The following is a 12978-nucleotide window of genomic DNA, read 5'->3' as shown; positions in this document are numbered from 1 at the left end:
CAAAACAGTCACGCATGGAGGACCTGAGCTTTGAACGCATGCAGCGCATCTTCGCGGTCAATGCTCTGGGACCGATCCTGTGCGCGCAGCAAGCGGTGAAGCGCATGGCTTATCGGCACGGCGGCACAGGTGGGGCAGTGATCAACGTTTCTTCTGCCTCGGCGCGCCTGGGCAGCCCGAATGAATACGTCGACTACGCAGCATCGAAAGGCGCGCTGGAAACCTTCACCATCGGCTTTGCCAAGGAAGTCGCGCGCGAGGGGATTCGGGTCAACTGCATTCGCCCGGGGCACATCTATACCGACATGCACGCCAGCGGCGGCGAGCCGGGGCGGGTGGATCGCGTGAAGGATTCGATCCCGATGGGGCGGGGCGGTCAGCCGGAAGAGGTGGCGCTGGCCATCTTGTGGCTGGCCAGCGCGGAGGCATCGTTTGTCACCGGGACTTTTCTGGATGTGACTGGCGGCAAGTAAGTCCGGGCTACAGGCTATCCGGATCGCCAAAAAACATCTGAATCCGCGACCTCAACCACCGCTCTCCCGGGTCGTTATCCTGCGAGCCACGCCATGCCATGTGCAATTCGAAGGTCCGCGTCGGCAGCGGTGGATCTTCAGCCCGCAGACCGCCGGCTGCCGTCAGTGCCTCAGCCGTGTAATCCGGCACGGTCGCGACGATATCGGTGCCCGCCAGCAGCGTGCCCAGTCCATTGAACTGTGGCACTGCCAGCACCACGTGCCGCTTGCGTCCGAGTTTTTCCAGTTCTTCATCGACAAAACCACTGAGGTCGCCAGCGAACGACACCAGTGCGTGCGGTCGGGCGCAGTAGTCGTCGAGGCTCAACGGCCCCGGCACGGTGTCGGCGCGCAGCAGCTTCGGTGCGCTGCGGCGCAGGACCTTGCGCTTGGCGTTGGCCGGCAGGTCGGTGGTGTAGCTGACGCCAATCGAAATCTCGCCGGAGGCGAGCAGGCCAGGCATCAAGATGTAGTTGACCCGCCGCACGACGAGGACGATGCCTGGTGCTTCGGCGCGCAGGCGCTTGAGCAGCATCGGCAGCAGGGCGAATTCGACGTCGTCGGATAATCCAATGCGGAACACCGATGTGCTGGTCGCCGGATCGAAATCGGCGGCACGACTGACGGCGGTCGAGATCGAATCAAGGGCGGGCGAGAGCAGGGCGAAGATTTCCACCGCGCGGGCGGACGGCTCCATGCTGCGGCCGGTGCGGACAAACAAGGGATCGTCAAACAGGCTGCGCAGGCGCGACAAGGCCGCACTGATAGCCGGTTGGCCGAGGAACAATTTTTCCGCGGCCCGAGTCACACTGCGTTCGTGCATCAATGTTTCGAACACGATCAGCAGGTTCAGGTCGACACGACGCAGGTCATTACGATTCATCTGGAGTCCTGGCAGAGTCATCAAACTTGACGAGGGCGACCATATGAGAACAATGGCCGGCATGAATCTTACGGGGAAAGGCTGGTACTCTGCACCGGAAAATTCAGCTTTACTGCGACGGTGGCAGGCCTTTTTTCATGGAATTTGCCAATGCCGCCCTTGATGCGGAATCAATGACAGGCATGTCGACTATTAATAGCCACTGATGGTCTTGGGTCCAAAGCCCAGATAGAGTTCATGGCATTAGAGGTTACTTTGACGAGGTTTGCGATGTCCCGCACGATCCGTTTTCACAAGTTTGGTCCGGCCGAGGTGCTCAAATGCGAAGAGCATGCGGCTGCTCAGCCAGGTCCTGGCGAAGTGCAGGTGCGTGTCGAGGCAATCGGCATCAGTTGGTACGACACTCTGTGGCGCCAGAATCTGGCATCGTCCCAGGCACGTCTTCCCTCGGGCCTCGGTCATGAAATGGCTGGTGTGGTCACTGCGGTGGGCGCTGATGTCGACGACCTGTCCGTCGGCGACAAAGTGGCCAGTTTTCCCGCAGAAAGCCCGAACGACTATCCGGTGTACGGCGAGTCGATCGTCCTGCCGCGCACCGCGCTGACCCGTTATCCCGATGTGCTCAGCCCGATCGAAGCGAGCGTGCATTACACGCCGCTGCTGATCGCCTACTTCGCTTATGCCGATCTGGCACGGGTCAAACCCGGTCAATTTGCGCTGGTGACTGACGCCAGCCACTGCGCCGGCCCGTCGTTTGTGCAATTGGGCAAAGCGCTGGGTGTGCGAGTGATCGCCGCGACCAAATCGGCGGAGGAGCGGGAGTACCTGCTGTCCCTCGGTGCGGAGAAGGTCATCGTCACCGAAGAGGAAGATCTGTTGATGCGCATCAACAAGATCACCGACAACCGCGGCGTCGATGTGGTGTTCGATGGTCTTGGTGGCCCGCAGATGTCGTTGCTCGGCGATGTGCTGGCACCACGCGGCAGTCTGGTGCTGTACGGCTTGCAAGGTGGTAACCAGACCCCGTTCCCGGCGTGTGCGGCGTTTCAGAAGAACATCCAGTTCTTTGTGCACTGCATCGGCAACTTCACCGGCAAGCCGGAGCTGGGCATTGTCCAGGACCACGTCGCTCTGCAGCGTGCTTTGCGTGACATCAACCAGTTGACCGCTGACCGCGTGCTCCTGCCGCTCAAGACTCGTGTATTCGCTTTCAACGAGTTCGTCGAAGCGCATCGCTACATGGACGAATGCCCATGCCGCGAGCGAGTGGCCCTGCAAGTGGAAACCGCGTAAATCCGCTCATCAGAGTCCGTGGCCGCCACGGACTCTTTTCTGTTTAGATCCTCCGCTGTCAGTAAACCCTTCCCGATATCGAAGCATCGGCCCTTCAGCAACTGAACTGGTTTTTGCCTTCGATCTGTATCTTCTAATCACACTATAAGCACTGATAATTGAATGATTACTTTCATCTCAAGGAATGAGCTATGGCTGTGCATTCAATTTGTCCAAGGCAATATCAAATGGCTGGCTCGGCTGGCTTCGCCAATTTCTGTTTAATTGCTGTAGGGCGTTTCGGAAGTTGCTTCTCCTTTTCTTGTAATGATTTGTCGTGGGACGTTGTGGGAAGTTTCCTCAGATCATTTGCGAATGGCAAAAGTCCAATGAATACGGGTGGTTGAGCGTGACGCTTGGCATCTGGATGGCTTTATTCAGGTGAAGTGTTTCAAATAACTACAACTTTGTAAGTGTTAGCATTTCAGCGTCTATTACTTATTGATCCAATTGCCGCGCGCCCATTGTCATGTCTGCGCGGCATGAAACTTTTGATACCGGGTAAATACCGATGAGCACGATCCATGATCAGGCAATGAACTATGTCTATCAGCAAGTATTGCAGCGTCTGCTGAGTTTCTTTTCCCGAGCCGAGCGCACGGCATTGCAGTTGCTGATACAGCGCCTGGTGGTGGCCGCAGGCGGCATGGAAAACATTGGGCAATTCAAGGTGCTGGTGCCTCAGTCCGGCCTGCGTGACGGCTGCTACACCCTGGCCTTGCTCCGGGCCGCACAGCTGACCATCGCCGGACGTGCCCCGGCGACCTTCCAGTTGCGCGTGGCGTCCCTGCGCTGGAGTGGCGACAGCCCGCTCGCCCTGCAAAACCTGCATCGCAGCTACAGCGCACTGTTTCTTTATGACGATCCGCGGGTCGAGGTGCTGATGGTGGATAACCGCGAAGTGCTGCCGTTCGACCATCGCACGCCTGTGAGCAGCGAAGGGCGTGAGGCCAGCCGCGTCAATCTGCTGCTGGTCGGGCACTGTCGCACCTGGCTGGAAACGCCTGAATTATGGGATGACGCCTATCTGGCGACGGCCGAGTACTACAGCCAGATCGCCCGCTGGAACAATGGTGTCGACGCCATGATCAGCACTGAAACCAAAGGCAGTCAGCAGCATTTCCTCGAAGGCCTGAACCGTGCAATGCAGCGAGTGGCAATAGCCGGTCCAGAACTGGTCAATGCCGGATTCGAAGCGCTTTTTCCGCTGCTCGACGGGCTCGGTGATGATTTTTACCGCGAGCTGCGCGCAGATGATGACCGGATAGCGTGGCGCCCGGAAGGTGAGTTCGAAGCCTGCCGGCGCACCAGTTTTATCGACATCAACGACATGATGGTCGGCAAAATCGAGGATCGCTGGCCGCTGCTGGGCGAATTTCTCGGTTATGAACCTGACGACCTGGCGCTGTACCAGGGCGAAGCGGTATTCGCTGACCCTCTGATCTCGGCGCACGTTCGAGGTTTGTACGCACGCTTCATCGAGGGGCGCGACTATGAGGCGGGTATCGACGATTATGTTCGTCAGACGCTGGCAGACATGCGGCGAAAACAGGTCGCCGAATCTGTCTGCGAGCACTTGCTGGCCAGCTATGACAATGCCGGCGGGCCAGAGCAGCTGCGGGCGCTTGCCGAGGATTACCTCATCAATGGTTTCGGATTGAGCGAAACGCAGCTGGTGTGCCTGCTGTTTGCACCCTTCATCGACAACGGCAAAGGTCTCGAGCGGTTCCTGCGCAACTGTCATCCCGGCATGCTGGTCGCCATGCCTGATCTGCACCGCGCCATGCAAGGCTTGCACGCGCCGGAGCAGGTTTTGAAGTGGATAACGGAAGTGAGCGGGTTGCCGGTCAGGTTGGTGATCCGCCTCTATGCGACGGGCCCTGTGCAGATTCATGCGCCCACGCAATTAGCCTCGGAGAGCGCGTCTGAGGATCAGGCGGGTTCGGCCTCGTCATTCGAGCGGTCGACGGAACGCTGACGGTGAGCCGGAGCCTGGGTTGTGAACCGATATCTACGGAAATGAGGGTGTGAAAAGCGCGCGGGACAACGACTTTGTTTATCAGGCAGTTTATCGATATCTGACCACGCTGATTGATGACGCCGGAGGTGGTACGGCGGTACGCATGCCTTCCTTGCGACAACTGGCGGATCGACTGAATGTCTCCATTTCAACGGTGCAGTACGCCTATTCGCTTCTGGAGAAGGAAGGTCGAGTCTATTCGATAGCCAAGTCAGGGTATTACGCGCAAGCGCTGTTCAGCATGGATGCGCCCGGCAACGGCAATGATCTGCTGGAGACCGTGTACGTCAACGCCAGACGTCCCGGAATGTGTGTGTTGAGCGCCGACGAACCGGCCTCGCTGCAACCGCTGGACAGTCCGTTGTTGACGTTGGAACGTGAGCTTCTGCGCCAATATCCGCGTCAGCTACAGACATTCGTGCAACCTTGCGGAGAGCTGGAGTTGCGGGTTGCCCTGGCAGCGCGGTACACGAGTTCGACAGAGCATTTCTGGCATGCCGATGACATCTATATCGGTGCTGATCTGCGCGGGGTCCTGGAAATTCTGATTTCGGTGCTCGAATTGCGTCACGCCAGCGTAATTGTCGAATCACCGTGCGACTGGGTGATATTGCGTCTGCTCGAGTCGTGCGGGGTGCGCGTGATCGAATGGCCATTGCTGGCCGAAGGCGTGCTTGATCTGTCGGTACTGCAATCGCTGCTGGAGAACGAGCCAGTACGTCTGGTTCTTTTGTCTTCAGTCCTGAGCATGCCCCACGGCAAGGGTTTCACCCATGAGCGTCAGCAGGCCGCCGCGCAGTTGCTCAATCAACATGGCGTCTGGGTACTGGAAAACGACTGCTACAGCGAGCTTGACGAGCGCAATGATTCACAGCGTTTGCGCAGTTGGCTTGATCCTGAGCGTCTGCTGGTGTTTTCCACTTTCGAGAAATTCATCGGCGCTGAAGCGCCATTCGGCTTTGTCCTGTCGCGTCATTGGCGTGAGGCGCTGCAACGCCATTTTCTGCTGCGCGCATTTCGCTTGTCGCCAATCCGCCAAAAGGCGATTGCCCGGTTGTTGAATGGCGGGCGGCTTGATCAGCATTTATCTGTGCTGCGGCGAATGCTGGGTGAGCGGCGAGCCGTGTTGATCCAGGTTCTGCACGAACGTTTGGGCGATACGCTGCAGATAGTCGAGCCGCAGGGCGGGGCGACGGTGTGGGTGCGTTCGTTACGGCCGGTCGACATGGCGAATGTGTTCCGTCGCCTGCTCAAGCAACAGATCATCGTGGCCCCCGGCGAGCTGTTCAGCCTGCAAGGTCTGCATGCGGATCATCTGCGGATAAGCGCGTTGCACCACGGCGAGCGGGATCTGCCGAGTGTCATCGGCTTGCTCGGTGATGCCTTGCGCCTGTCGCCCGGTCAATAACGTTAAAAAACATCGGGCGAGTTTCGGATACATCCCGTCGCACAGTGGTCAAACTGCCAGTAAACTGCGCTGCATTTCCTGAACCACTCCGATTTCAGAGGTTTTTGCATGACACTCAGTCCTTTTGCGGGCAAACCGGCACCGGCAGAACTGTTGGTCGATATCCCGCGACTGGTTACGGCCTATTACACCGGCCAGCCTGATGCATCGATTTCTACCCAGCGAGTGGCGTTCGGCACCTCCGGCCACCGCGGCAGTTCGTTCGATTTGAGTTTCAACGAATGGCATGTTCTGGCCATCAGCCAGGCGATCTGCCTGTATCGCGAAGCCCAGGGCATCACCGGCCCGCTGTTCGTCGGCATCGACACCCATGCATTGTCGACCCCGGCCGGCGCCAGCGCGCTTGAAGTCCTCGCCGCCAACGGCGTCACCGTGATGATCGCCGAAGGCGATGAGTACACGCCGACCCCGGCAGTTTCCCACGCCATTCTCTGCTACAACCGCGGCCGGACCTCTGGCCTGGCGGACGGTATCGTCATCACGCCGTCGCATAACCCGCCACAGAGCGGTGGCTACAAATACAACCCAACCAACGGTGGCCCGGCCGATACCCACATCACCAAGTGGATCGAAGCCAAGGCCAACGAGCTGCTGGCGAACAAACTGGCCGGGGTCAAACGCATCAGCTACGAGCAAGCGCTCAAGGCCAGCACGACCCATCGTCACGATTACTTGAACACCTATGTCGCCGACCTGATCAACGTCATCGACTTTGACGCCATCCGCGATGCCAAGCTGCGTCTCGGTGTCGATCCGTTGGGCGGAGCAGGGGTGCGCTACTGGTCGGCCATCGCCGAACACTACCGTCTCGACCTGGAAGTGGTGAATAAACAGGTCGATTCAACGTTCCGTTTCATGACCGTCGATTGGGACGGCCAAATCCGTATGGACCCATCGTCCAGCCACGCGATGCAGGGCCTGATTGGCCTGAAAGAGCGCTTCGACGTGGCGTTTGCCTGCGACCCGGATCACGACCGCCACGGTATCGTCACGCCGTCCGGTGGTTTGCTCGCGCCGAACAACTATCTGGCGGTATCCATCGACTACCTGTTCCAGAACCGTCCGCAATGGCGCGCCGATGCCGCTGTCGGCAAAACCGTGGTCAGCAGCGGTCTGATCGACCGCGTGGCCAAGCGCCTGGGCCGTCGCCTGTACGAAGTGCCGGTCGGTTTCAAATGGTTCGCCGATGGCCTGTTTGATGGCTCGCTGGGTTTTGGCGGTGAAGAAAGTGCTGGCGCTTCGTTCCTGCGCAAGGATGGCGGCGTATGGAGCACTGACAAGGATGGCCTGATTCCAGCCTTGCTCGCCGCCGAAATGACCGCGCGCACCGGGCGCGATCCAAGCCAGGCCTACCGTGCGCTGACCGACGAACTGGGCGAACCGTTCTCGGTGCGTGTCGACGCCAAAGCCAACCCGGAGCAGAAGGCGCTGCTGAGCAAGCTGGCGCCGGAACAGGTCACCTCGACCGAGCTGGCAGGCGAGAAGATCCAGAGCATCCTCAGCCATGCACCGGGCAACGATCAAGCCATTGGCGGTCTGAAAGTCATGACCGAAAACGGCTGGTTCGCCGCGCGTCCTTCGGGCACTGAAGACATCTACAAGATCTACGCGGAAAGCTTCCTCGGCGACGACCACCTCAAGCAACTGGTGGCCGAAGCGCAAACGTTGGTGGATGGCGCTATTTCCACTAAGTGATGCGCACGCAAAAAAGGGCAACCTTAATGGTTGCCCTTTTTTATTGCCTGCAGATCAAGCCAGGTCGACCAGTACGATTTCGCTGTCCTCGATCGCCGTGACCGTCAGCACTTGCTCGTGGGCCACCGCCACGCCGTCCCGCGCCTGCGCGCGCAGCCCGTTGACCTCGATCACTCCCGTGGCCGGCACCAGATAGGCGCGACGCCCTTCATCCAGTCGGTATTCAGCGGTTTCACCGGCCTTGATGTTCGCCGCCACCAGACGCGCATTGGCACGAATGTGCAGGCTCTCATCGTCGCCGTCCTTACCGCTGGCCAATGTGACAAAACCTTCGCGCTCGCCTTTAGGAAACGGCTTGGCTCCCCACGACGGCGGCGCACCGGTTTCGGTCGGCAGAATCCAGATCTGGAAGATCTTGGTTTCCTTGTCTTCCAGGTTGTACTCGCTGTGAGCAATGCCGGTGCCAGCGCTCATCACTTGTACGTCGCCAGCTTCGGTGCGGCCCTTGTTGCCGAGGTTGTCCTGGTGCGTGATGGCACCTTCGCGCACGTAGGTGATGATTTCCATGTCGCGGTGCGGATGCTGCGGGAAACCGGTGCCTGCGGCGATGATGTCGTCGTTCCACACGCGCAGGTTGCCCCAGCTCATCCGCTGCGGATCGTAGTATTCGGCAAAGGAAAAGTGGTGATGCGCGTCCAGCCAGCCATGATGGGCGCCGCCCAGCGAGCTGAAGGGTCTGAGTTCAAGCATGATCGTCTCCTAATAAGGGTCGTCAGGGGGCGGGCCCCGTGGTTGATGACGACGATCATCTATCAGGCAATCATCGATAAAAAGCGCAAAAACTGCCGCATCATGATCAGTTTATTTGATGGGAACGTGCCTCGAAATCGTCTCATCCGACTTTCAATTCGTCGCCTAAACCGATGACCTGTAAGCATTTCGCTAGAACTCATCAGCAAATCCAGACACCATAGCCGCCACAGCCTCACACCCTGGAGTCCGTCAGCGTGGCGCAACACACCCCCGATCTTCCCCCTGAACTTCGGCCACTGGCCGAGATGCCCTGGTTCAAACGTCTGGCCGCGCGATTCTTTGGTCACGGGTTGACCAAGCTGCGCGCCCAGCACCGGGCGTCGTGGCTGCACGGGCAAGCCGACGGATTTCGCAGTGGCCACACCGCTGGCGTCGAATACGGTTTCAAGGAGGGCAAGCTTGAGGGTTTGGAGGAAGGCCGCCAGGTTCTGCTCATTCGAGACAGCCGCAACACCGAGCATCGGCCGCCCAGCGTCGATAACCACCTGTTCGATGACTGGCGCCTGCCGCTGACGGCGGAACTGAAGAAGCGCATCAAGGCTGACGTCGCCCGTTTGCTTCCGGCCCACGCCCAGCCCAGCGCCGCGCAGTGGAAGATGATCTTCAGCGATACGCCGTCCACCTCGGTGGTGGCCGGTGCTGGCGCCGGCAAGTCGACCACGCTGGTGCTGCGCATTCTGTTGCTCAGCCATTATCTGGGTTTTGAGCTGGATTCGATGACCGTGGTGACCTTCACCCGCGAATCGCGTAAGGACTTCATCAACAAACTCATCGAAATCTTTACGCTGTGGGGGCAGCCGCTGAACCTCAAACAGGCCCGCGAGCTGGTCAGAACCTTCCACTCACGCATCCTGCCGATGGTGCGCAGCCTGCCGGGTTTCGAGCGTTTGCAGGCCTTCGAGAACCTCAGCGATCGCCCGCAAAGCGGCGCAGAGGAGGTCGATAGCAATCCGTTTGACCTGCGTATCAATGACGCACAGCGCCAGCAACTTAATGCTTGTTATCACCGGCTGTTCAACGACGATGAGCGCTTCCGCCAGTTGATCCAGCCGCTGTCCCGTGCCGGGTTACAGTTGAAGGAACTGGAACGCGATCACCCCGATGTGCAGAAACGCATGGCGGTCACCGAACTGGCAGCCAAGCGCGATGAAGAACTCTGCGATGTGATTGAAGATTTATGGTTTCGTGCAGGGGCGTGGCCCATTAAAGGCATCGAACCGAATCGGCAGGCCTTCGAAATCAATGGTTCGAAGTTCCACGCTCATGGCTATATTCCCAGCCTCGATGCCTGGATGGTGCTCGGCTTTGATCCCAGGGAAAACGCCCAGCTGACCCGACCCAACGCCAAGCTGAGTGTCCGTGCAGAGTGGGCGGTCAAGCGCACCCTGTTTCAAGCTTTCTGCCGTAAACCATTGATATGGTTAGATAGTTACGAGTCATCCAGGCGCGTTCTTGCGACGTTGGCCGGAGATGCCAGCGCCGGTCCAGGCTTTGATTACAAGGTCAAAGGCGAGCTGGCATCGGCGCCATTGCTGGATTGTTTTGTCGCCGCAGCAGGCTTTATCGAAAACCTCGGCCTGGATGTACCAGACGCGGTCAGTCGGATGAGCTTCGCCAAGGACGATCCCGATCGCTTTTTCTTTGAAGCCCTGAGCCTGTTCTGGCGCGCATTTGAAGATCACTTGCTGGATCAGAAGCCGCCAGTGATGACCTACAACCGCATGTTCGCGCTGTTCAGCGAGCACTCGCCGGAAAACCTCAAGCTGCTCAGCGATGAGTTGCTGCGGCCTATGGCGCATTTGATGATCGATGAGTTCCAGGACGTATCGCCGCAGATCGTTTCGTGGATTCGCGCCAGCCTCAATGAAATCCGCAGCCGTGGCCCGGCCATGCACGTTGGGCGAGGGGCGCAGCGGTCGTCGCTGTTGTGCGTCGGCGATGACTGGCAATCGATTTACGGTTGGCGCGGCAGCTCACCGAGCTACTTCATGGAGTTCAACAAGGAATTTCCTTCACCGAGCACCACAAGAGTAATGCTCAGTGACAACTATCGCAGCCATCAGCACATCATCGACGCCGCCGAACACATTGTCCGTGCAGCGCCGGCAATCGCAGGCAAGAAGGCCAAGGCCAGTGGTGAGCCTAAGCCGCTTCACCCGGTCAACGTGCTTGAGCGGGACGATGAAGCATTGGGTCAGCGCCTGGCCGAGCATTATCGGCGCGGCGATTCAATATTGATGCTTTATCGAAAAAGCAGCGATAAGTTATTGATAGAGCAGCATATTCAGCCTGTACTTAATGTAGATTCGAGCTTGCCCTACGACGCGCGGCGGCTGAAGCAACTGACCTATCACAGCGCCAAAGGCTTGCAGGCTGATGCGGTATTTCTGCTTGGCGATTGCCAGCATCTGACCAGTTCTCCGTACAAGAATCAGGTCTATCGCATGGCGGGATTGGGCAAAAGCGGCGACAGCGAGCCTTATGACACTGCGCAAAAGGACGAAATCCTGCGCCTTGCCTACGTCGGTATCACGCGCGCCGTCAGCCATTGCTATTGGTACGTCGAACCGCAAGACAGCCAGGCGGTAAACATGCCGAGGGCGTCGGATCGAGTCGCCAAGGGCAAACCCTTCTTCGTCGACCATCGACGCGAAAAGACCAGCGCCTGACCCATAAAAAGCCCGCATCGCTGCGGGCTTTTTGTTTTAAATCAGGTGGTTATGCGTAGTTCTTGAGAGATTCCGGAGGAGTGAAGGCTTCCAGCTCATCCTCGATGGCTTCGATCATGCGCTCGACATCCGCCGCGTTCATCACCGTTGCGCAGGGAATGCCGGCGATGGCGATCATGGTTTCGCCGCTGGCCCGATCGAAAAGACGGGCGATCATGCTGCCCGGCGCATCCATCGTCGCTTCGAAACCCATGGGATGAAAATGCCAGCGCATCAGCTGGCAAGCGTTTGGAAAGGTAACTTTGCTGAACCCTTTATTCATGGTGTTGCCCGCCTGCTTCATCGAGCGCTTCCTTTTGCTCATGTTAGGTGGGAAGAGCCTTCATTGGCTCAACCAGTGCTTGAGCTTTAAAAGTAGCATCCGTGTGTGAAAAAACTGTGAGTTTTTTCAGTCCGTTTAGCGATTGATTCGCATTTTTTGATGTAAGTCACTGGCTCATCGATTATCGCCAAAACGCCACCATGGATTTTTCATTGAAGCGGCAGAGGAAGTTGGGCAAGCTCGGTTCTTTTTTGCCGAGCCGCTTATGCACGCCGATGACAACGGCCCAGAACAGACCCAGGCCACGGCCGCCACGGTCATGCGCTATCACCTGAGCTGGAAACACCGGAATCTGGACAGCGTCATGGCGCTTTATCACGCCGAGATCCAGTACAACGATTTCTTTCAGAACCGGGTGCTCGGTCTGGATGAGTTGCGCGAGTATGTGCGCGTGAGCATGCCGCGAGAATCCGACGAACTGCTCGAACATTGCGACCGAATCCGGGTGGATGGCAACACCGCGTTCATTCAGTACGAGGTGACCTTGCGCGGCGGCGACGGCCTGGTGTCGTTTCGCTCCAGCGAAGCGATCACGGTCAAGGACGGCTTGATCTGGCGCGTCAACGAGTACGCCTCGCTGGTGCGTACTCAAGCCGTCGGTAGCTCCGCGCCAAGCCGTCCGGCGGTCAGCAGGCTAGGTCTGTCACCGCGGCAACTGAGTTTCATGGCCGAAGACCTGCAGCAGTATTTCGAAAAGCAGCAGCCCTATCTGGACCCTGAGCTTGACCTGCAACGGGTGGCGAAGGAGTGCGGGTACAGCCGCAATCAGATTTCCTATCTGCTCAATCAGGTGCTCGGGCAAAGCTTTTATCGCTACGTCAATCAGGCGCGCCTGCAGCATTTGCTGCGTGCGCTGGACAGCGCCACGCCGCCGTTGCGCGTCGACGAGCTGGCGTTTGCCGCCGGCTTCAATTCGTTGTCAGCGTTCTACAAATGCTTTCGCGAACACACCGGCCAGTCGCCCAAGGCCTACGCCAAACAAATTTCTCTGCGGGCACGCGCGCAAGACATCCACTGAAGGCAGCCACTAGGATCGACGCCATCGAAGGTTTTCAGTGGCGGAGTCTGGCATGTCGGCGTGGCGCACGATCAGTTTGTGGATGGATCAGCTCGATGAGCCGCTATTGGCGCGGCCCGCGTTGGAGCGGGACCTGGATGTCGACGTGGCGATCATCGGCGCCGGTTACACCGGACTGTGGACGGC

The 12978-nt window shown here is 58.6% G+C and carries 11 protein-coding genes; 8 read left to right on the top strand and 3 right to left on the bottom strand.

Annotated elements, in window-relative coordinates; all coding sequences use genetic code 11:
• On the top strand, positions 1 to 473 hold a 473-nt coding region (locus OQK_RS25075; protein ID WP_038861733.1), incomplete at its 5' end, for an SDR family oxidoreductase.
• Between the two features lie 7 nt (positions 474 to 480).
• Here the strand turns inward: OQK_RS25075 and OQK_RS25070 are convergent.
• Positions 481 to 1395 carry a LysR family transcriptional regulator gene (locus OQK_RS25070; RefSeq protein ID WP_016774850.1) on the bottom strand — a complete coding sequence of 305 codons (915 nt, stop codon included), beginning with the start codon at positions 1393 to 1395 and terminating at the stop codon, positions 481 to 483.
• Positions 1396 to 1665: 270 nt separating this feature from the next.
• Between OQK_RS25070 and OQK_RS25065 the strand changes: the two genes are divergently transcribed.
• From OQK_RS25065 to pgm, 4 genes are all read left to right on the top strand, one after another.
• Positions 1666 to 2688 (top strand): zinc-dependent alcohol dehydrogenase family protein, encoded by a 1023-nt coding sequence (locus OQK_RS25065; RefSeq protein WP_016774849.1) that lies wholly within the window; start codon positions 1666 to 1668, stop codon positions 2686 to 2688.
• A gap of 550 nt (positions 2689 to 3238) precedes the next feature.
• Positions 3239 to 4705 carry a hypothetical protein gene (locus tag OQK_RS25060; protein WP_016774848.1) on the top strand — a complete coding sequence of 489 codons (1467 nt, stop codon included), beginning with the start codon at positions 3239 to 3241 and terminating at the stop codon, positions 4703 to 4705.
• 49 nt (positions 4706 to 4754) lie between these two features.
• Entirely contained in the window at positions 4755 to 6155 is a 1401-nt protein-coding gene (locus tag OQK_RS25055; RefSeq protein ID WP_016774847.1) for an aminotransferase-like domain-containing protein, read from the top strand.
• 108 nt (positions 6156 to 6263) lie between these two features.
• Positions 6264 to 7910 carry a phosphoglucomutase (alpha-D-glucose-1,6-bisphosphate-dependent) gene (gene pgm, locus OQK_RS25050; RefSeq protein ID WP_016774846.1) on the top strand — a complete coding sequence of 549 codons (1647 nt, stop codon included), beginning with the start codon at positions 6264 to 6266 and terminating at the stop codon, positions 7908 to 7910.
• A gap of 54 nt (positions 7911 to 7964) precedes the next feature.
• Here pgm and OQK_RS25045 read toward each other — a convergent pair whose 3' ends face one another.
• The gene (locus OQK_RS25045) at positions 7965 to 8660 is read right to left on the bottom strand and encodes a pirin family protein (protein ID WP_016774845.1); all 696 of its coding nucleotides are present in this window, start codon (positions 8658 to 8660) and stop codon (positions 7965 to 7967) included.
• A 257-nt stretch (positions 8661 to 8917) separates the two neighbouring features.
• On the opposite strand from OQK_RS25045, the gene OQK_RS25040 reads away from it, so the two are divergent.
• Positions 8918 to 11392, top strand: a complete 2475-nt coding sequence (locus tag OQK_RS25040; RefSeq protein WP_016774844.1) for a UvrD-helicase domain-containing protein — start codon at positions 8918 to 8920, stop codon at positions 11390 to 11392.
• A gap of 49 nt (positions 11393 to 11441) precedes the next feature.
• Here the strand turns inward: OQK_RS25040 and OQK_RS25035 are convergent, their stop codons facing one another.
• On the bottom strand, positions 11442 to 11714 hold the full coding sequence (locus OQK_RS25035; protein WP_038862172.1) for a DUF1652 domain-containing protein: 273 nt from the start codon (positions 11712 to 11714) through the stop codon (positions 11442 to 11444).
• Between the two features lie 265 nt (positions 11715 to 11979).
• On the opposite strand from OQK_RS25035, the gene OQK_RS25030 reads away from it, so the two are divergent.
• Both OQK_RS25030 and OQK_RS31735 read left to right on the top strand, forming a co-directional pair.
• Positions 11980 to 12792: a helix-turn-helix domain-containing protein gene (locus OQK_RS25030; RefSeq protein ID WP_016774842.1), complete on the top strand. Its 813-nt coding sequence runs from the start codon at positions 11980 to 11982 to the stop codon at positions 12790 to 12792.
• Between the two features lie 52 nt (positions 12793 to 12844).
• On the top strand, positions 12845 to 12978 hold a 134-nt coding region (locus tag OQK_RS31735), incomplete at its 3' end, for an FAD-dependent oxidoreductase (RefSeq protein WP_038862170.1).

Source organism: Pseudomonas sp. R62, from assembly GCF_000257605.1.
Taxonomy (GTDB): domain Bacteria; phylum Pseudomonadota; class Gammaproteobacteria; order Pseudomonadales; family Pseudomonadaceae; genus Aquipseudomonas; species Aquipseudomonas atacamensis.
This window is presented reverse-complemented; position numbering and strand designations above follow the sequence as displayed.